The 20,274-nt window shown below is 62.0% G+C and carries 16 protein-coding genes and 1 tRNA gene; 9 read left to right on the top strand and 8 right to left on the bottom strand.

Annotation, left to right across the window (positions count from 1 at the left end; all coding sequences use genetic code 11):
* Window positions 1-1,554 (top strand): alkaline phosphatase D family protein, encoded by a 1,554-nt coding sequence (locus tag RLDS_RS38825; protein ID WP_021225815.1) that lies wholly within the window; start codon window positions 1-3, stop codon window positions 1,552-1,554.
* Between the two features lie 53 nt (window positions 1,555-1,607).
* On the top strand, window positions 1,608-2,075 hold the full coding sequence (locus RLDS_RS38820) for a MaoC family dehydratase (protein ID WP_021225814.1): 468 nt from the start codon (window positions 1,608-1,610) through the stop codon (window positions 2,073-2,075).
* An 8-nt stretch (window positions 2,076-2,083) separates the two neighbouring features.
* On the opposite strand, the gene mutL is transcribed toward RLDS_RS38820, so the two are convergent.
* Window positions 2,084-3,868 (bottom strand): DNA mismatch repair endonuclease MutL, encoded by a 1,785-nt coding sequence (gene mutL, locus RLDS_RS38815; protein ID WP_021225813.1) that lies wholly within the window; start codon window positions 3,866-3,868, stop codon window positions 2,084-2,086.
* 158 nt (window positions 3,869-4,026) lie between these two features.
* On the opposite strand from mutL, the gene RLDS_RS38810 reads away from it, so the two are divergent.
* From RLDS_RS38810 to RLDS_RS38780, 7 genes are all read left to right on the top strand, one after another.
* A complete protein-coding gene (locus tag RLDS_RS38810; RefSeq protein ID WP_021225812.1) occupies window positions 4,027-5,073 on the top strand; it encodes a rod shape-determining protein in 1,047 nt (348 codons plus the stop codon).
* A 16-nt stretch (window positions 5,074-5,089) separates the two neighbouring features.
* Window positions 5,090-6,001 carry a rod shape-determining protein MreC gene (gene mreC, locus RLDS_RS38805; protein ID WP_021225811.1) on the top strand — a complete coding sequence of 304 codons (912 nt, stop codon included), beginning with the start codon at window positions 5,090-5,092 and terminating at the stop codon, window positions 5,999-6,001.
* Window positions 5,998-6,525 (top strand): rod shape-determining protein MreD, encoded by a 528-nt coding sequence (mreD, locus tag RLDS_RS38800; RefSeq protein ID WP_021225810.1) that lies wholly within the window; start codon window positions 5,998-6,000, stop codon window positions 6,523-6,525. The genes mreC and mreD overlap by 4 nt, the downstream gene beginning before the upstream one ends.
* Window positions 6,522-8,567 (top strand): penicillin-binding protein 2, encoded by a 2,046-nt coding sequence (mrdA, locus tag RLDS_RS38795; protein ID WP_021225809.1) that lies wholly within the window; start codon window positions 6,522-6,524, stop codon window positions 8,565-8,567. Before mreD ends, mrdA begins: the two co-directional genes overlap by 4 nt.
* Window positions 8,564-9,676 (top strand): rod shape-determining protein RodA, encoded by a 1,113-nt coding sequence (gene rodA / locus RLDS_RS38790; protein WP_021225808.1) that lies wholly within the window; start codon window positions 8,564-8,566, stop codon window positions 9,674-9,676. Before mrdA ends, rodA begins: the two co-directional genes overlap by 4 nt.
* 113 nt (window positions 9,677-9,789) lie before the next feature.
* Window positions 9,790-9,865: transfer RNA gene (locus tag RLDS_RS38785), tRNA-Lys, on the top strand.
* Window positions 9,866-10,275: 410 nt separating this feature from the next.
* Window positions 10,276-10,836 carry a tetratricopeptide repeat protein gene (locus RLDS_RS38780; protein WP_021225807.1) on the top strand — a complete coding sequence of 187 codons (561 nt, stop codon included), beginning with the start codon at window positions 10,276-10,278 and terminating at the stop codon, window positions 10,834-10,836.
* Between the two features lie 35 nt (window positions 10,837-10,871).
* On the opposite strand, the gene hflX is transcribed toward RLDS_RS38780, so the two are convergent.
* The 7 genes from hflX to dusB form a co-directional block, all read right to left on the bottom strand.
* Window positions 10,872-12,203 carry a GTPase HflX gene (hflX, locus tag RLDS_RS38775; RefSeq protein ID WP_021225806.1) on the bottom strand — a complete coding sequence of 444 codons (1,332 nt, stop codon included), beginning with the start codon at window positions 12,201-12,203 and terminating at the stop codon, window positions 10,872-10,874.
* Between the two features lie 115 nt (window positions 12,204-12,318).
* Window positions 12,319-12,801, bottom strand: a complete 483-nt coding sequence (gene hfq / locus RLDS_RS38770; protein ID WP_021225805.1) for an RNA chaperone Hfq — start codon at window positions 12,799-12,801, stop codon at window positions 12,319-12,321.
* 142 nt (window positions 12,802-12,943) lie between these two features.
* The gene (gene ntrX, locus RLDS_RS38765; RefSeq protein ID WP_021225804.1) at window positions 12,944-14,314 is read right to left on the bottom strand and encodes a nitrogen assimilation response regulator NtrX; all 1,371 of its coding nucleotides are present in this window, start codon (window positions 14,312-14,314) and stop codon (window positions 12,944-12,946) included.
* Window positions 14,304-16,559 (bottom strand): HAMP domain-containing histidine kinase, encoded by a 2,256-nt coding sequence (locus RLDS_RS38760; protein WP_031297975.1) that lies wholly within the window; start codon window positions 16,557-16,559, stop codon window positions 14,304-14,306. The genes ntrX and RLDS_RS38760 overlap by 11 nt, the downstream gene beginning before the upstream one ends.
* 111 nt (window positions 16,560-16,670) lie before the next feature.
* The gene (gene ntrC / locus RLDS_RS38755; RefSeq protein ID WP_021225802.1) at window positions 16,671-18,116 is read right to left on the bottom strand and encodes a nitrogen regulation protein NR(I); all 1,446 of its coding nucleotides are present in this window, start codon (window positions 18,114-18,116) and stop codon (window positions 16,671-16,673) included.
* Window positions 18,113-19,225 (bottom strand): two-component system sensor histidine kinase NtrB, encoded by a 1,113-nt coding sequence (locus RLDS_RS38750; RefSeq protein WP_021225801.1) that lies wholly within the window; start codon window positions 19,223-19,225, stop codon window positions 18,113-18,115. Before RLDS_RS38750 ends, ntrC begins: the two co-directional genes overlap by 4 nt.
* Complete coding sequence (dusB, locus tag RLDS_RS38745; protein WP_021225800.1) at window positions 19,222-20,244, bottom strand: tRNA dihydrouridine synthase DusB; 1,023 nt, start codon at window positions 20,242-20,244, stop codon at window positions 19,222-19,224. Before dusB ends, RLDS_RS38750 begins: the two co-directional genes overlap by 4 nt.
* Window positions 20,245-20,274: the final 30 nt, after the last annotated feature.

The raw sequence follows: 20,274 nt of genomic DNA, 5'->3' as shown, positions 1-20,274 counted from the left end.
ATGTTCACGCGCCGCCAGCTTCTCACCATCGCTTCTTCGACGCCGCTGATCGGCGCGCCGGCCATCGTCCGTGCGCAAAGCTGGTTTGCCGGCTATCCCTTCGCGCTGGGCGTCACGTCCGGCGATCCAGCGCCCGACGGCTTCGTCATCTGGACAAAGCTCGCGCCCGAGCCATTCGAAGCGCATGGCGGCATGCCGATGGTGGCGTTGCCGGTATCATGGGAAGTCGCGGGCGATGACCGGTTCAAAACCATCATCGCCAAGGGTGAGGCGATCGCGCGACCGGAACTTGGCCACAGCGTCCATGTCGAAGTCACAGGGCTCCAGCCCGATCGGCCCTATTGGTATCGCTTCACGCTGGGGGGCGACCGGTCGATGCGCGGCCGCGCGCGGACATTGCCGCTAACGTCCGCCAGCCCCGCCCGCCTCAAATTCGGCGTCGCTGGATGCCAGAATTACGAGGACGGCTATTTCACCGCCTTCCGCCATCTGGCCAAGGAGGATGACCTCGCCTTCGTCTATCATTATGGCGACTTCATCTACGAATATAAGCAGCGCGGACCGGATTATGACAAGGATGGCCTGCCCGTCGATCAGGTCCGCCATCATATCGGCCAGGATTGTTTCGACCTGGCTGACTATCGGTTGCGCTATGCCCAATATCTGAGCGACTATGACCTCCAGTCCGCGCGCGCCATGCACAGCTGGTTTCCGACCTTCGACGATCATGAAGTCCAGAATAACTGGGTCGGTGACATTGACGGGCGTGATCAGTCGCCCGCCGAGATATTCCGTTTGCGCCGGCAGGCCGGGCTGCAAGCCTGGTATGAATATATGCCCGTCCGCGCCGCGATGCTGCCCCACAACGGCATCATCACCGACATATATCGGGAAGCGCGCGCAGGCGACCTGCTCTCCATCGACTTTCTGGATACCCGCTCTTTCCGCAGCGACCAGCCCTGCGGCGATGGCTTCAAGCCCTTTTGCGCGGCCATGGACGACGGCAAGGCGCAAGTGCTGTCGCCTGAGGAAGAAGGCTGGCTGACTCGCAACCTGACCCGCGGCAAGACGCGATGGAACTGCCTGGCGCAGCAGGTGATGATGATGTCGCTCGATCGCCGGCGCTATGCCGACGAAAAGGAAGCCATCTACAATATGGACACATGGGCGGCCTATCGCGTGCCACGCGACCGGCTGCTGGCGAAGATGCGCGGTCTCGACAATGTCGTGGTGCTGACCGGGGACGAGCATCAAAATTATGCCGGTCTGCTGGAAAGCGGCGACAAGCCGGTGGCGGTGGAGTTTGTGTCGACATCCATTTCGTCGGGCGGCGACGGGTCGGACCTGCGCGCTGGCAGCGACATGTTGCTGCGCGATAATGCGCAGCTCAAATTCATCAATGACCAGCGCGGCTATCTGATTTGCGACGTGACGCCCGACGCCTGGACCACGCAGTTTCGCGTTATGGATCGCGTGTCCACGCCGGATGGCGATATTGCCACGCGCGCCAGCATCACGGTGCCGCACGGACAGGCATCGCTGACGATAGCCTGACATTGACGTAAACGGAAACTCCTCCTACGCCATTGCCGACAAGGAGACGGACGATGGCGCAGGACCCGCATTATTTCGAAGACCTGGAAATTGGCGACAGTTTCGAATTTGGCCCGCTCACCATTTCCCGTGAGGAGGTGATCGCGTTCGCGTCGGAATACGACCCGCAGCCTTTTCACCTGTCCGACGAGGCGGCGGCGCAGACCCATTTCGGCACCCTGTCCGCCAGCGGCTGGCACACGACCGCCCTGTTCATGAAGATGTTCGTCGCCCACATGCAGGCAAACCCTGAACGGCAGGCGGCCAGCCTTGGCGCCATGGGCGTTGATGAATTGCGCTGGCTGCGTCCCGTGCGCCCCGGCGACACGCTGCGCGGCCACACGGAAGTAATCGACAAGAAGGCATCGCTCACACGTCCGGAAATGGGCATCGTCCGCAACAAGGTGACGATCTTCAACCAACATGACGAACCGGTGATGACAATGATCCCCATCGCCATGTGGCGCACCCGCCCGGCCTGAACCCGCTGCTATTTTCGCCCGAACAGTTTTTCGATGTCGCCATGGCCCAGCTTCACCCAGGTCGGGCGGCCATGATTGCACTGACCGGATCGGGGCGTCACTTCCATCTCGCGCAGCAGAGCGTTCATTTCCGCGACGCTCAGCATCCTGCCGGCGCGCACAGACCCGTGGCAGGCCATCGTCGCGGCGACCAGATCCAGCCGTTCTTTCAGCGACAAGGCGCTGTCATAGGCCACCAGATCGTCGGCGAGATCCGTCACCAGCCCATGCACGTCCGATTGTCCGAGCATCGCGGGCGCTGCGCGCACCAGCATCGCTGACGGGCCAAAGCGCTCCAGTTCCAGCCCGAACTCGCGCAACTCGCCGGCGCGCGCCTCCAGCCGGTCGCAGGCAGGTTCGTCCAGTTCCACGACTTCGGGCAGCAACAACGCCTGGGCGGCGACGCCCTGCCCCTCCATGGCGCGCCGCATCCGCTCCAGCGTCAGCCGTTCATGCGCAGCATGCTGATCGACGATGACAAGCCCATCCTCCGCCTCGGCCACGATATAGGTCCGCGCCACCTGACCCCGCGCCACGCCCAAGGGAAAACTCGCGCCTTCCGGCGCAGGCGCGGCGGCCGGTTCCGCGCGGGCCTGAGGCAACGGCGCCTGAAAAGCCGCGCGGCGATCGGCGACCGTCTGGAACAACGGATTGTAGCTGACGGGCTGCCCGGCTGCCTCGAAGATCGGCATTGCGCCGATCGGTGTCGGCGATACCGGCTCAGGCCGCCAGGCCGAAAGTCCTGCCGGATCGGCATGCTGCACCGCGCGAAACCCCTCGGCATCCAGCGCGCGCCGCAAGCCGGACACGATCATACCGCGGATCAACGCCGGATCGCGAAAACGCACTTCGGTCTTGGCCGGATGGACATTGACGTCCACCTCCTGCGCCGGGACATCCAGGAACAGGGCGACCACCGGATGCCGGTCGCGCGCCAGCATGTCGGCATAGGCGCCCCGCAGCGCCCCGATCAACAGCCTGTCCTTCACCGGTCGGCCGTTGACGAACAGATATTGATGATCGCCCACCCCACGATTGTAGGTGGGCAGGGACGCCACGCCGGACAGGCGAACGCCCTCCCGCTCCAGGCTGACGATGACATGATTGTCAGCCAGTTGACGATCGGTCAGCGCGGCGACCCTGTCTTCGCGCGCCTCGCCCTCCTGAACACCCAGTACCCGGCGGCCGTCATGCTCGACGGAAAAGGCGACGGCCGGATGCGCCATGGCCAACCGCCGGATGCAATCGAGGCACGCGGCATATTCGGCCTTGGGTGAACGCAGGAATTTCCGGCGCGCCGGCACCTTGGCGAAAAGCTGCTCGACGGCGATGCGCGTGCCGGGCGGCAGTGCGGTCGGGCCTTCCGCCACCAGTTGCCCGTTATCGACCGTCCGATTCCATCCATCCGCGCCGCGTCGGCGGCTGTCGATCGACAGCCGCGCCACGCTGGCGATGGATGGCAGCGCTTCGCCCCGAAAACCAAGCGTCGCCACATTCTCGATCGCATCGTCGGGCAGCTTCGATGTCGCGTGGCGCTCGAGCGCCAGCGCCATTTCGGCCGAATCCATGCCGCAGCCATCGTCGGTCACTTCGATCCGGTCCAATCCGCCATTGGCCAGCCGCACCGCAATGCGGCGCGCGCCTGCATCCAGCGCATTTTCGACGATTTCCTTCAGCGCGCTGGCGGGTCTTTCGACCACTTCACCGGCAGCGATACGATTGACCAGATGTTCGGGCAGACGGCGTATTGACATTGATTAGTGACTAGCCCAAGCGAGCGCTCTCCGCGAGCCGCGAACTCAAAGTTTTTTTGCACCGCAAGGCGCAAGGACGCCGGGCAAGTGGCCAAGCGAACCGTAATCCGACCGGCCCCTTTTGCCTCACGGGGACGGCGGGCGAAACAGGATAAGGCATGTCGATCTTTTCGCGTCTCTTGAAATTCTCCTCTCAGGATATGGCCATCGACCTCGGCACCGCGAACACGGTCGTCTATGTGCGCGGCCGTGGTATCGTGCTCAATGAACCGTCGGTCGTCGCGGTGGAAACGCTTAACGGCGTCAAGCGGGTGAAGGCCGTGGGCGAAGATGCCAAGCTGATGATGGGCAAGACCCCGGATTCGATCGAGGCCATCCGCCCCCTGCGCGATGGCGTCATCGCCGACATCGACGTCGCCGAACAGATGATCAAGCATTTCATCACCAAGGTGCATGGTGGCAAGCACAGCCCCTGGCGCGCGCCCGAAATCGTGATCTGCGTGCCATCGGGATCGACCAGCGTCGAACGCCGCGCCATCCGTGATGCGGCCAGCAACGCGGGCGCCAGCCAGGTTTTCCTGATCGAGGAACCGATGGCCGCCGCGATCGGCGCCGACATGCCCGTCACCGAACCGATCGGCTCCATGGTGGTCGACATTGGCGGCGGCACGACGGAGGTTGCCGTGCTTTCCCTTCGTGGCCTGGCCTACACCACATCGGCTCGCGTCGGCGGCGACAAGATGGACGAAGCGATCGTCTCCTTCGTGCGCCGCCACCACAATCTGCTGATTGGTGAGGCGACGGCGGAACGGATCAAGAAGCAGTTTGGTGTCGCCCAGCCGCCCGAAGATGGCGTGGGCGAAACCATCCACATCAAGGGCCGCGACCTCGTCAACGGCGTTCCCAAGGAAATCTCGATCAACCAGGGCCAGATTGCCGACGCGCTGGCCGAACCCATCAGCACCATCGTCGAAGGCGTGCGCATCGCTCTGGAAAACACAGCGCCGGAACTGGCAGCCGACATTGTCGACCAGGGCATCGTTCTGACCGGCGGCGGCGCGCTGCTCCAGGGTCTGGACGATGAACTGCGCGATGAAACCGGCCTGCCCGTCACCATCGCGGAAGATCCACTGACCTGCGTTGCGATCGGCACCGGCCGCGCGATGGAGGATCCGATCTTCCGGGGCGTGCTTCAGACCGCCTGATTGAGGGGGACCGCACATGGCGCGGCCACCCAGCCGCCGCCCCGGCATCAACCGGAAGGCGCAATATAGCCTGTTTGCAAGCTATGTCGTCGCGGTCGTCGGCGCTGTAGCGGGCCTGCTGCTGGTCGTGATCGCGATATTCGATCCGACCGGCTTTGCTGGCCTGCGCACGGTGACGGCCGAAGCGACGCGGCCGATATCGGTCGGGCTGAAGAATATGGTGAGCGGCATCAGCTCCGTTGATGAGGTGCTGGCCGCCTATTGGCGTGCGGGTTCGCAAAATGTCGCGTTGCGCCGCCAAGTAGAGACAAATCGCAACCGCATCATCGAAGCGCGCGCCATCGCGCAGGAAAATGCGCGGTTGAAACGGCTGCTGAAGCTGGTGGACGAGGATCAGAGCGACCTGCTGACGGCGCGGCTCATCAGCTCCAGTTCCGGCAGCACCCGTCGTTTCGCCCGCCTCAACGCCGGACGCTGGCAGGGCGTCCGCCCCGGCATGCCCGTGCGCGCGGCCGAAGGGCTGGTGGGGCGGATCGACAGCACGACACCCAACACGTCCGAAGTATTGCTGCTGACGGACACAGGGAACATCGTCCCCGTTCGCCGCGCCAATGACAGCGTGCCGGCCATTTCCACCGGTGCGGGCGACGGGTCGCTGGAAATCCGCGCCTTGTCGGCTGGTCGCAACCCGTTCAGGCCCGGTGACCTGCTGGTGACGTCCGGCATCGGCGGCATCTACCAGCCCAATATTCCTGTCGCTGTCGTTGTCCGGGTCCAGGGCGAAATCGCCTGGGGCTTCCCGCTGGCCAACCCTTCGCGCATCGACGCGGTCGTGGTCGAACGCGCCTTTGAAGAGGTGGTCACGCGGCAGGACCCGGCCGTCGCGCCAGCGGGAGATACGCCGTCTGGCAATGCGAGCGCGCCGTGATCGACCCGCACCTCCACCATGTGCCGCGGCTTGGGCGTCACCCGGGCCGCTTTCGCCTTGCCGGAACGCCGGTGATCGTGGTCATGCTGGGGTCATCCCTGACGGCGCTGCCCCTTATCGCTCAGTCCCCCGTCCTGCCGCCTTTTGGCCTGCTGTTGCTGCTGGCCTGGCGTCTGTTGCGTCCGGAACTGTGGCGGGCATGGATCGGCCTGCCGCTCGGCCTATTCGATGACCTGATGAGCGGGCAGCCTATCGGATCGGCCATGTTCCTGTGGACCGTAACCCTGATCGGCGTCGATGCGTTCGAGCATCGGCTGGTATGGCGCAGTTATCGGCAGGACTGGTTAATTGCCTGTCTTGCCATTATCTTCTGCCTCATTGGTGGATGGTTCTTCGCCCGGATCACGGGCGGGGGCCGCGTAGAATTGCTTTTGGTCGCGCCGCAAATGCTCTGGTCGATGCTGCTTTTTCCCTTCATAGTCCGGCAGTGCGCGCGGATCGATCGCTGGCGCGTCATGGCATGAAGTTTCCGTCCAAGCGAAAGCCCGTCACCGAAGCCAGCCAGACCTTCACCTTCACCCGCCGCGCGATGGTGGTGGGTGGATTGCAGGGCGCTATCGGCGCCATGCTGATCGGGCGGATGGCGTGGATCAGCGTAGCGGAAAACGAACATTATACCGCCCTGTCCGAAAGCAACCGCGTCAACCTCACTTTGATACCTCCCAGGCGCGGCTGGATTCTCGACCGGCATGGCAAGCCGCTGGCGAACAATCGCACCGATTTTCGCGTCGACCTCATCCCCCAGCGGATGGTCGATGCAGACGGCACGATCCGCCACCTCGCGCAACTGCTCAGCCTGGAGGCGGATGAAGTCGACCGCATCCGCGATGAACTGGAAAAATCCGCTGGCTTCCGCCCGGTGCAGGTCGCCGACAAGCTGACCTATGATCAGTTCGCTGCGGTGAGCGTGCGCCTGCCCGACCTGCCCGGCGTCGCGCCCAGCCAGGGATTCTCCCGCTATTACCCGGCCGGAGCGACGGTCGGCCATCTGCTGGGCTATGTCGGCGCCGCCACGGCCGAGGAATATAAGGAGCGCAAGGACCCGCTGCTCATCACGCCAGGCTTCAAGGTCGGCAAGGACGGACTGGAAAAGGCATTCGACCGGCATCTCACCGGCAAGCCTGGCGCAAAGCGTGTCGAAGTCACGGCGCGCGGCAAGATCGTGCGCGAACTGACCACCCGGCCGGACACTCCTGGCCGTTCGATCAAGCTTACCATCGACGCTGGTTTGCAGGAATATGCCGGCCGGCGCCTGGCGACGCAAAGCGGCGCCGTCGTCGTGCTGGATTGTCAGAATGGCGACGTGTTGGCCATGGCGTCCATGCCCAGTTTCGATCCCAACAGTTTTTCCGACGGGATCAGCCATCTGGAATGGAACATGCTGTCCCAGGACGATCATGTTCCATTGCGCAACAAGACGTTGCAGGGGCTGTATCCGCCCGGCTCCACCGTCAAGCCGATGGTCGCGCTGGCGCTGCTGGAGGCGGGCGTCGGGCCGCAGGAAACGATCAGCTGCGGCGGCGCAATCCGGGTCGGCAACACGCTGTTCCACTGCCACAAAAGGCGCGGCCATGGCCCGCTCAACATGCGCGGGGCAATCGCCCAGAGCTGCGACATTTACTTCTATCAGATGGCGCAGCGGATCGGGATGGACCGCATCGCCAACATGGCCCATCGTGTCGGCATGGGTCAGCGCTTCGATCTGCCCTTCCCCAGCCAAAGTTACGGCACGGTGCCAGACCCTGCCTGGAAAGAACGGAAATATAATCAGAAATGGCAGGTCTATGACACGGTGAACGCCACCATCGGTCAGGGATATATGCTGATCAACCCGCTGCAAATGGCGGTAATGGCGGCCCGCCTTGCTACCGGGCGGCAATTGATGCCCAATTTCCTCTACGGTGCGCCCCGCCCGAACCCTGCGCTGGTCGGCGCGAGCGAGGACCATCTGGTCATCATACGTGACGCGATGAGCGCCGTCGTCAATGGCGGCGGCACCGGTGGCGCGGCGCGCATGAACATCCCGAACGTCCTGATCGCGGGCAAGACCGGCACGGCGCAGGTGCGTCGCATCACCATGGCGGAACGCGCCGGCGGGGTGCGCGGCAACAGCTCGCTCGCCTTCAAGCTGCGCGATCATGCCCTGTTTCAGGGCTTCGCGCCCTTCGACAAGCCGCGTTATGCAGTGGGGTGCATCATCGAACATGGCGGCCACCTGATCCGCAATGAGGACGCGCCCATGATCGCCAGCGATACCCTATCCTATCTGTTTGATCCTGAGCGGGCGATGGAAAAGCTGGTCACGCTGGAAAAAGGGTGGGGCGGAACGCCGGCCGAGCGGCAAAATAGGCAGATGGCGGCCTTTCGCATGGCGGAAGCGATCCGAAAGGGCGAGGTTCCGCCGCCCGAGGCAGCCGACGCCTCCAATGCCGCCAACGCGACCGAAGCCGCCAACGCCTCTGTTCCCCTGCCAGAAGATGGCAACGACGCGGCCGACGCCCCATGAGTATCGTTCCGCAACCCCTCACTCAATTCCCCTGGCGCGTGCTGGCATTGTTGTTGGCCATCGCCGGCTTCGGCACCATCGTATTGTACAGCTCTGCTGGCGGCAGCATTTTCCCCTGGGCCGCCAATCAGGCAGTTCGCTTCTGCATCTTCACCGTCATGGCGCTGGTGCTCAGCCGCATCCCCGTTGAAGTCTTCGCCCGCTATACCTTTCCGGCCTATGGCGCGGTGCTCGTCGCACTGGTGCTGGTTGAGTTGATCGGTGGGGTAAGGGGCGGCAGCCAGCGATGGATCAATCTGGGCTTCATGCAGCTTCAGCCGTCCGAATTCATGAAGCCGATCATCGTGCTGACGGTGGCGCGCTTCTATGCGCTGCTACCAGTCGGCGAAATCCGGCGATGGAATGCGATATGGCCGGCATTGGTGCTGATCGGCTTGCCCTGGGCGCTGGTGTTGGTGCAGCCCGACCTTGGCACCGCAACGATGATTGCAGCGGGCGGCGTCACGGTCATGTTCCTGGCAGGCCTGCCGTTACGCCTGTTCATCGGTTCGGGCCTGACGGTTGCGGCCGCCATCCCTATCGCCTTCAGCTTTCTGCATGATTATCAACAAAAGCGCGTGCTGATTTTCCTCGATCCCGAAAGCGATCCTCTGGGCGCTGGTTATCACATCAGCCAGTCGAAAATTGCAATTGGGTCAGGTGGCATCTGGGGCAAAGGGTTCCTGCAAGGCACGCAGAGTCACCTCGACTACCTGCCTGAAGGCCATACAGACTTCGTGTTCGCCACCATGGCGGAAGAATGGGGCCTGCTGGGCGGCGTGCTGATGATCGGGGCTTTCCTGCTCCTGTTCCGCTGGGGCCTGCGCGTATCCATGCGCACGCAGGACAAGTTCGCACGGATGGCCGCCGCGGGCCTCACCACCACCATTTTCTTTTACGTCGCGATCAATCTCATGATGGTAATGGGCCTGGCGCCCGTCGTCGGCATTCCCCTTCCCTTCATGTCCTATGGCGGATCGTCCATGCTGACCGTTATGCTGTGCATCGGCATCATCATGGCCATCGACCGGTCGGGCAGACGACAGCGGCGGCCCGGTGACTGGGCCTGATCGCAATTTCGGTAAAAAACACGACAAGCTGTAAATAGGGGTTTGCAAAACATGCCGTCGCTGTTAGCAGTCCGCCCACTTCGGAACGCTGGCATGATCGGCGCCGCCCGGATGGACGCATAGCTCAGTTGGTAGAGCAGCTGACTCTTAATCAGCGGGTCCTAGGTTCGAGCCCTAGTGCGTCCACCATTTTTCTTCGCATTTTTTTATCACATGTATCAGTCGTGACTGGCTCAGAATGAGTCTGACATGACGCTGACACATCCCTTTACCTGATATTTCTCGCCTTTTGAGCAGTCGGCTTTTCGCGCAACCAGCGGCATAATGCGCACTTAGGATGCACAACTTCACCAAATGGTCGACAGGCAATGCGTCAGCGCGAGATACACAGCGGCGGTGCTTCTCCAAGATCAAAACATCGTCCCCCCCCGGGGGGACCAAGCAGTCTATTAGCAGAGTGGCGGATTGCCAAAAAGCCCCGGGAGACTTCCGCTTTTCACAAGACGCTAAAGCGGCGGTTAACTAGTGAAAATTTGGACGAGTATTGACTGCTCCTACTTCCTGGAATAGCTTGAACATTGAGATTAAAGGAGAATGCTATGCGCTTGAGGCTCCTTCTGCCGCTCTTTGTCGCCATTTCGGGCCCCGCGGTCGCTCAGGGAGGGCATGCCGTTACTGGGATAACCGGCATAAACTTCAATGCCGGTTATGACTTTGGCACTCTTTCCTCCAGTAGCACCGCATATTCCGGTGACGGGGCTTTTAGTGGTCCACCTGACCGGAAGCCGGTTGGCGCCTTGCAGCTTGCTCGTGAATTGGTTGCGCAGGGAAAATATGCCGAGGCTGATCCTATTCTGGACCGCTTGATGGGTCGCACACCGAGCAAGGATGTGCGCTTTTTACGAGGCGTGACCAAGCTTGGACTTGGCGACGCCGATGCCGCGCGCCGATATTTCGAACGCAGCGTGCATCGCGGTTTCCACTATCATCCAGGGTCCTTGAGCGGATTGGCGCTTGCGGAAATAAAATTGGGGAATGTCGATGCTGCCAACGACATTCTCGCGCGATTGCGGAAGCAACAGGCGGCGTGTGACAATCGCTGCGAGCGCGCTCCGGCGCTTGACGCAGCTATCACCGTCGTCGAGAAAAATTTGACCTAAGATCGTGGCGGGCAGAAATTAGCTGCCCTACCCTCTCAAATATGCGCTTTTGCAAAACGCGCGAATGTCGCGTCCGAAAGCCGCACCTCGACATTCATGACGTCGGCGCTTATGGTCGAGTGTAGCACTTCGCCATGTTCATGCAGCCAAGCCAGCGCTGCGCCGTCGGATACGGGAATGCGGAGGTCATACACTTTCGCCCCGCACGTCATGTGATCGCTGATCATGCGCTGTAGTCTATCGACCCCCTCGCCGGTCAGCGCGGAAAGGATGACGACGTTCTCGCGCCGCGCCGCCTGCTCCTGGATCAATTCTGCGGCTTCTTCGTCCAGGAGATCCAGCTTGTTCCATGCCTCGATCATTGGGGGCGGTGCCGGGTCCCCCTCCCCGCGATCGAGCGCGCCTTCGCCGGCGACGCCCAATTCGCCAAGAACTTCCAGTACGTCGTCGCGCTGGGCTTCGCTGTCGGGATGCGCGATGTCGCGCACATGGACGATGAGGTCTGCGGACAGGACTTCTTCGAGCGTCGCGCGAAAAGCGGCAATCAACTGGGTGGGAAGGTCCGACACGAAACCCACGGTGTCGGACAGGATCGCCTTGTCCAAGCCGGGCAACGCTATCTGCCGCATCGTCGGATCAAGCGTCGCGAAAAGCAAATCTTCCGCCATGACGTCAGCGCCAGTCAGCCGATTGAAAAGCGTCGATTTTCCAGCATTGGTATAGCCGACCAGCGCAATGACCGGCCAAGGCGCGCGCTGCCGACGCGCGCGATGAAGCCCCCGCGTGCGTGTCACCTGGTCTAGTTCGCGCCGAATCTTGGCCATGCGATCGCGGATCATCCGCCGGTCGGCCTCGATCTGCGTTTCGCCCGGACCGCCCAGAAACCCAAAGCCGCCGCGCTGCCGCTCAAGGTGCGTCCAGCTGCGCACCAACCGGCCAGCCTGATAGTCAAGATGGGCCAATTCTACCTGCAACCGCCCCTCATTGGTCGCGGCACGTTCGCCGAAAATTTCAAGAATGAGGCCGGTACGGTCTATGACCTTGGCTTCGCATGCCTTTTCCAGATTGCTTTGCTGAACCGGTGACAGGCTGTTGTCGACGATGATCAGCTCGGCGTCTTCCTGCCGCGCAAGCGTCGCAATCTGGTCCACCTGGCCGCTGCCGAACAGGGTTGCGGGCTTGAGGTCGCGCACGCGAAATGCCTGTGCGGCGCGCACGTCGATGCCGATAGCAAGCGCCAGACCCCGCGCTTCTTCCAACCGGGCATCGCTGTCCCGGCGATCCAGTCCGCGGGTTTCTGCGTGGACGACGATCGCACGTGCGCCACGCGATACTTCGTCCTGCGAATCGCGATTAAAGACTGCCATGCTGGATCTAACGCTCTAGAATGCGAGATGCTCCCGTCCGTGCAGCGACCAGCATGAGGGACTGGAGCGCCGGTCGAACGGGAGCATCGTCAATGAAAGGCAGATAGCGTGACGATCAGTCGTCCTGCTCATTTTCGCCGGTAAGGTCGAGCGCATGGAGTGGCTGGACCGTCGAAATAGCGTGCTTGTAGACCAATTGAACCATGCCGTCGCGCTCCAGCAGCATGCAAAACAGGTCGAAAGCGGCAATCTCACCCTGCAGCATCACGCCGTTGACGAGGAACATCGTCACCGGGCTGCCCGATTTACGAACGGCCGACAGGAAGATTTCCTGCAACAGCTTCGGCTTGCCGTTGCCATCGCTGGACTTGCGCAGGTCGGTCAGGTCCATCGGCTGGGCAGGCATGACCGTCGAAATGGCATGCTTGTACACCAGTTGCGACTGCCCATCACGACGCAGCAGCACGGAAAAATTGTCGAACCAGGTGATGATGCCTTGCAGCTTTACGCCCTTTACCAGGAACATGGTCACCGGGGTCTTGCTCTTGCGCAGGCTGTTCAGGAAAATATCCTGCAAATTGTTCACTTTATCGGCCATGGTCGTCGCCAGTCCTATATTCTTGGCGGGACGTTACCCGCTCGTCGCGCCCTTAAGCAGGGCGTCTTGCCTGCCTCCGCGGACCGGAGACGCACGAGTTTTACCGCAATTGCGAAGAGCCGTCCACCGGCAATCCCGCTCGCTAGTCCTTGTCTTCGGTAATGCCCAGCAACTTGAGCTTGCGATGCAGCGCAGATCTTTCCATGCCGATGAAGGTCGCCGTACGCGAGATGTTGCCGGAAAAGCGGCGGATCTGAATGCGCAGATATTCGCGCTCGAAACTCTCGCGCGCTTCTCGAAGGGGGGCGCCCATGATCGCCGATTGACCGATCCCCTCCCCGCCGCTGTCGCTGGTCAATTCCGATGGCAGCATATCAAGCTCGATACGCCCGATCCGGTCACCCGGCGCCAGGATCATCGTGCGTTCTATGACATTGCGTAGTTGACGGACATTGCCGGGCCATTCGTTGGCTTGCAGGGCCGCCATAGCGTCACTTGCGATTTCAGGCGGGGGAACGCGGCGATCGGCGGCAAATCTAGCGAGATAATGTTCGACCAGCGGCGGAATATCGTCGCGACGCTCGGACAAGGGCGGAATAGCCAGAGGCACGACATTGAGGCGGTAGAAGAGATCCTCCCGGAATCGTCTCTCCTCGATTTCCGTCGCCAGATTGAGCGCCGTGGACGATATGACGCGCACGTCGACCTTGACCTGACGCTGGCCACCCACACGGGTGAAGCTCTGGTCCGTCAACACGCGCAATATCTTGCCCTGCGTGGTGAGCGGCATATCAGCGATTTCGTCGAGATAGAGCGTGCCGCCATGCGCCTGTTCCAGGAAACCGGGGCGCACCAACCCGCTCGGATCCTCAATGCCGAACAACTCCTCCTCGACCCGGTCCGGGTCCATGCGCGCGGCGGCAACGATGATGAAAGGCGAGTCGGCGCGTCCGCTCCAGCTGTGCAGCATGCGCGCGGCCACTTCCTTCCCGACGCCGGCCGGGCCGGAAATCAGCACGCGGCTGCCCGTCCCGGCAACCTTCTTGATGGTGGCGCGAACGCCGTTGATGGCGGCCGACGTCCCGGTCAGTTCATCATCCTGCCCAAAGCGCGCGCGCAAGACCTGATTCTCGCGGCGCAGCCGCTCCGTCTCCGTAGCGCGCGCGACGAGGTGGAGCAGGCGATCCGCCTCGAACGGCTTTTCGATGAAGTCGGCCGCGCCCTTGCGGATGGCGGCGACGGCGGTGTCGATATTGCCATGGCCCGAAATCATCAACACCGGGACCGTCGGGTCGCGTCGCTTGATCTCATCGAGCAACTCCAGACCATCCATGCGCGATCCCTGGAGCCAGACGTCGAGCAGCACCAGCGAAGGACGGCGGGAATCCAGCGCGTCGATCGCGCTGTCGCTGTTCGCGGCTGTGCGTGTGGTAAAGCCCTCATCTTCAAGCACACCCGCGACGAGATCGCGAATATCCTCTTCATCGTCGACAATCAGAATATCAAGCGCCATGGGCCGTCACTTTTCCTTTTGGCAGCGCTGACGGCTGCCCCTCTTCCAATTTTTCCAGTGCCCCTGCGGCAAATCGCAGGGTCACGCATGCGCCGCCGCCTTCGGCATCGTCAAAGCGGATTTCACCAAGATGTTCTTCGACAATCTTCTTGACGATGGCGAGGCCCAGACCCGTGCCTTTGGTTCGCGTCGTCATATAGGGCTCCAGGATGCGATCCCGTTCGGGCGGCAGGCCAATGCCATCATCGCGAACCGTGATGACAATGTCCTCCCCGTCTTGGGAAAGCGCCATGCAGACATGCCCTCGCGGACCGCCCGTTTCAGATGCGGATTTAGGTTCAATGGCTTCAACGGCATTCTTTACTATATTCGTGAGCGCCTGCCCTAGCTGGCGGCGATCACAGACCAGTTCCAAGTCGCTATCGTCCGCCACATATTCAAATCGAATGTCGGGATGGGCTACTTCGTGGAGGAACAGGGCGTGGCGGGCAATGTCGCCAATCGCCTCGCGGCGGAAGACAGGCTTTGGCATCCGCGCGAAAGAGGAAAATTCGTCGACAATCCGCCGAAGATCGCCAACCTGGCGCACGATGGTGCCGGTCAGACGGCTGAACGTCGCCTTGTCGCTGGTCACCTCATCGGCATAGCGCCGCTGGAGTCGTTCGGCGGCCAGCTGAATGGGGGTCAGGGGGTTCTTGATTTCGTGGGCGATCCGGCGTGCGACGTCGGACCAGGCGGCACGGCGTTGGTCCGACAGCTGCTGAGTAATATCATCAAAGGTGAGGATGTGGCGCGACGCATCGGCGGCCAGCTTCACGGCCAGGGTTCGGACATCCCCATGGGCGCGCACCTGTACAATGCCGGCGTCCTCACCCGACGCCACAAAATCCGCCAGTTCGGGAGAAATATCTGCCAGCCTCCTGCCGACCGGATCATCCTCCTCTCCCACCAAAATGGCCGCTGCCGAGCTGTTGAGGAGCAGGATCACGCCCTCCAGGTCCACTGACAGGACGCCTGCACTGACGCCCGACAGGATGGCTTCGATGAAGGCGCGGCGTTCGTCCAACTGACTATTGGCTGCCACCAAGGCGCCGGTTTGCGCTTCCAGGCGCTGCGTCATCCGGTTGAAGGCCGACGCAAGCGTGCCGATTTCGTCGCGGCTCAGCGGACTGGTGACGCGGGCCGACAAATCACCGGCAGTAATGCGCCGCGCGGCCGTCACCAACTCATTGACCGGGCGCACCATCCAGTCGGCCACTGCCAGGGCGATATAGACGGCGATCCCGACCAGCAGCAATGAGCCGACGAACAAGGCCACGTTGAAGCGCAACTGAAGCGCGCGCGATTGCGCCGCGAACAGATCATAGTCGGCAATCACCTTTTGCGCCCGCTCCACGTTGGAGAAGGATGACGTGCCGGCGTTGCGCGTGGCGTAGAGATAGACCTTGCTATTGGGATAGAGCAGGGTCACGGCCTCGACCTGATTGGGGCGCGCCTGCACCACAATATCCTCCCCGGCCGCCAGTCGCCGCACAACGCTGGCTGGCAGCATTTCCGACACCGGGCGATTTTCCGGATCGACGGTCGCGGCGGTGCGGGCGATCCCGTCCTTTCCCACCTCGATAATGGCCGACCGGTTCAGCTTTCGCGTGACGACTTGGTAGATATAGCCTTCCGCAAACCGCGGGCTGGAGACGTCGGTCTGGCTCAGATAATCGCGAAGATCACCAGCCATGGTCAGCGTCTCGTCGCGTACCTCGCGCAGATTCTGTTCATAATAGCCGCGCGCCAGGTCGCTCGCATTTTGCAGCATCCCCCGCGCGCTGTCGGAAAACCAGAATTGCACGCCATATTGGAACAATAGCGACGCGAATATGACGACCAGCAGCATCGGCACGCTCGCGACAATCGAGAAGATCGCGACGAGCCGCACATGCAATTGCCCGTCGCTGCCGATCGCCGACGCGCTGGCCCGGCGTTTGGCGACGCGGCGCCCGAGCAGAACCAGCAAGGCGATAGCAGGCACCAGGTTCGCGACGAGCAACAGCGCGACGATCGGGGGCGTCAGCAAGGTGTAGGATTGACCGCTGCCGGACAGCAAATGGTAGGTCAGCCCCGCCATGCCCAGGAATAGCGCGAGTGTGACCCCTTCCACCAACGCTGCCAGACGCCCGCCGCGCAGGAAGGCCGGCATCAGCCTCCGCCACGCTGCGGCCCGCCTGGGGAGGATATTCGCGCCGTTCATAGTGGCTTTGTTACAACAAGCCCGTGCCCGTTCAAACACAGTATTTCATCGGAGCGCCGTCGCTGGTCGATGCCACCCGTCACTTCGTCCTGCCAAGGGATCTGATCAGAGTCAGTCGCCCATGCGAAGCTGCAGGGGATCAAGGCCGTAATCGGTCAGCTTCTTGCGCAACGTGTTGCGATTGATACCGAGCAAGCCGGCAGCCCGGATCTGGTTGCCATCCACACTGGACAGCACCTCCTCCAGCAGGACTGGCTCTACCACTGCGAGCAGATCATCATGCAGCGCCCGTTGCGGCCGGGTGATGCCGATACCCAATTGCCGCTTTGCCCAGTCCCGGACCGCATGCACCAGTTGGTCGGTCGGCGCGATAGTGTCGGCGGGCCCATGTTCGATCGGCAGCATATGCCGCAATATGTCGGCCGTGATGACATTTTCCCGGCTCAGCACGGACAGTCGCTGCATCATATTCTGCAGTTCGCGGACATTGCCTGGCCAATGCCATGCCATCAGCAATTGCGCGGCGTCATCGGCCAGCGCCTTGCGGGGCAGCCCATCCTGCGCGGCGCGTTCCAGAAAATGGCGCGCTAAAAGGATCACATCCTCTCGCCGTTCACGCAGAGGCGGCAGCGCGATCGGGACGACATTCAGCCGGTAATAAAGGTCCTGCCGAAAACGCCCATCTTCAATCAGTTGTGGCAGATGCTTGTTGGTCGCCGCGATGATCCGGACGTTCACTCTGACTGGCTTTGAGCCACCCACGGTCGTGACTTCACCCGATTGCAGCACGCGCAGCAGGCGCGTTTGTGCTTCCATCGGCATGTCCCCAATCTCGTCGAGAAACAGTGTGCCACCCTGCGCCTTTTCAAATTTACCGGCAGTCCTGGCATGCGCCCCGGTAAAGGCGCCCTTTTCATAACCGAACAGCTCCGCCTCGATCAGTTCGCGCGGGATTGCGGCCATGTTGATCGCAATGAAGGGCTTGGTCCGGCGTTTTCCCAGGCTGTGAATCGCTTCAGCGACCAGTTCCTTTCCGGTTCCCGATTCCCCCAGTACCAGGATCGACAGATCGTTGGACAAAACGCGCGCGATAGTGCGATAGACTTCCTGCATCGCAGGCGAACGGCCTACGAGGGGCAATCCATCATGAGGCAGATCACCCTGATCATCCGCTCCTTCTGCGGCAGCGCGCGTGCCGAGCGCGTCGGAAACGGCGCGCGTCAGTTCATTCAAGTCGAACGGCTTGGGCAGATATTCGAATGCGCCCTTTTCCGTGGCCCGGATCGCCGTGTTGAGCGTGTTCTGCGCCGAGAGAATGATGACATTGAGGTCAGGGTTGCGCTCAAGAATGTCGGCCACGCCGTCCAGTCCGTCGCCATCAGGCAGCATAACGTCAGTGATGAGGACGTCGGGCGAAAAACTGTCCATCAGGGCGGCGCGTTCGCGAATGGACGCGGCGGTCTTCACCTTATGCCCCTGCCGCCGCAGCGCTTCGCCGACGACGACGCAGATCGCGGGATCGTCATCGACGACCAGGATGGCGCCCGACGCCCTCATGACGCCATGCCCATCGGAAGCAATATTCTGAAGCTGGATTCCCCTGCTTCGGTATCGCGCGCATATTGGACGAAGCCGTTCATGTCGCGCACCAGCTTGTCGACCAGTGCCAGGCCGAGCCCCTGCCCGTCCCGCTTCCCAGTGATGAACGGGTTGAAGAGATGGTCGAGGATATGCTCCGGCACGCCCGGACCATTGTCGATGACCAGAATTTCGATGGGCAGCACGGCGCTGCCCCTGCCACTACCAGTCACGACCGAAACGCCATGGCGAAAGGCTGTTTCAACCCGGATGACTGGCTTTGCCACATGATCCAGGGCTTCGGCCGCATTTTTCAGCAGGTTGATCATGACCTGCACCAGCGCATCGTCATTGATCGTGGCAAATGGCAAGGATGGGTCATAATGTTTTATGATCTTTATATTTTTAGCAAATCCTGCGGCCGCAATTCCAGCGGCGCGGTCAATCAACGGATAGATGTTGCCGGGGCGGCATTCCAGGGTGCGATCGGTGGTGAAATCCTGCATCCGGTCGATCAGTGCCGCGATCCGATCCACTTCGTTGCAGATTAGCTGCGTCAGCGCCGCATCGCGCCCGTCCTGCCCGGATTCCAGCAGTTGCGCCGCGCCGCGAATACCTGACAGGGGATTTTTGATCTCATGCGCGAGGATGGCGGCCGCCCCCATGGCGGAACGGGCCCCCCCGGCCGAGCCGCGATGGCCGATCTTGCGCGCCTGGCTTTGCGCGTGGATCGACACCACACGCCAGCCGTCATGATCCACGATCGGCGAGATCAGCAGGTCGACTTCCATTTCCGCCGTACGGCCGGCATGAACCTTGATGTCATAGGCCGCGACTGCCTTGCTGCTATGCCAGATATCGAAACGCGCCCCGGCTTCGGCGATCCGAATGGTGCGCGCCACGTCACTGCCGATAATCGCGGAGCGCGCCATATTAAGCAGAGTTTCGGCGCGGACATTGGCGTCGGCGATGCTGTTGTCCGGTTTGACGATCAGGGTCGCGACCGGCAATGCGGTCATCTGTTCGGCCAGCGATGGTCCGTCCTGCGCAACGCGAAGCGGCGGGACCGACGTCAGGGCGCTGGTCATGCCGCCTTGCGCTGCTCCGCCGGATCCAGGCCGCTGGCGATCAGCGGCTCATAGAAGCGGGCAAGCATATCGAGCACGATGTCAGCATCGGGCTCTTTGTTGACGGCGTTGCGGAATTCCGCCGATCCGGTCAGGCCCTTGGTATACCAGCCGATATGCTTGCGCGCCATGTTGACACCCGTGTGCCTGTCATAATGATCGAGCATCGCACGGTAATGCTCGACGATCACACGATATTGCTCTTCCAAGGACGGGTCGGGTACGCGCGTTCCGTCGGTCAGCCAGGCCATGACCTGACCGATCAGCCATGGACGGCCATAGGCGCCGCGCCCGATCATCACGCCATCCGCACCGCTCTGCTCTAGCGCTGTGTCGGCATCCTCGATCGAACAGATATCGCCGTTGACGATGACGGGCAGCTTCACCGCGTCCTTGACCTTGCGGACAAAGGCCCAGTCCGCCGACCCCTTGTACATCTGGTTGCGGGTGCGGCCGTGCACCGTGATCAGCTTTGCGCCCAGATCCTCGGCGATATGTGCCAATTCGGGCGCATTGAGGCTGGAATGATCCCAGCCCATGCGCATTTTGACCGTCACCGGCACATCCACCGCCTCGACCGTCGCCTTGATCAGCGACGCCGCGAGCGGAAGGTCGCGCATCAAGGCGCTGCCGGCGTCACCATTGACGACCTTCTTGACCGGGCAGCCCATGTTGATGTCGATGATGGCCGCGCCACGATCGGCATTGAGCTTGGCGGCTTCGGCCATTTCCTTTGGCGAACAGCCGGCCAATTGCATCGACACCGGTTCCTCCAGCGGGTGCCAGGCCGCCTTTTGCAGCGACTGGCGGGTTTCACGGATCATCGCTGCCGATGCGATCATTTCCGTGACGTTAAGGCCCGATCCATAGCGGCGCACCAATGTCCGGAACGGCATGTCGGTGACGCCGGTCATCGGCGCCAGAACGACGGGCATGTCGATGGTCACCGGACCGATGGAGATGGGGGAGAGCCTGCGCATGATCTTTACTTCATAATGTGCCTAAAAAAC

Source organism: Sphingobium lactosutens DS20, assembly GCF_000445105.1.
GTDB classification, from domain to species: domain Bacteria; phylum Pseudomonadota; class Alphaproteobacteria; order Sphingomonadales; family Sphingomonadaceae; genus Sphingobium; species Sphingobium lactosutens.
Note: the sequence above shows the minus strand (reverse complement) of the source record. Positions and strands in the feature narration are given on the sequence as shown.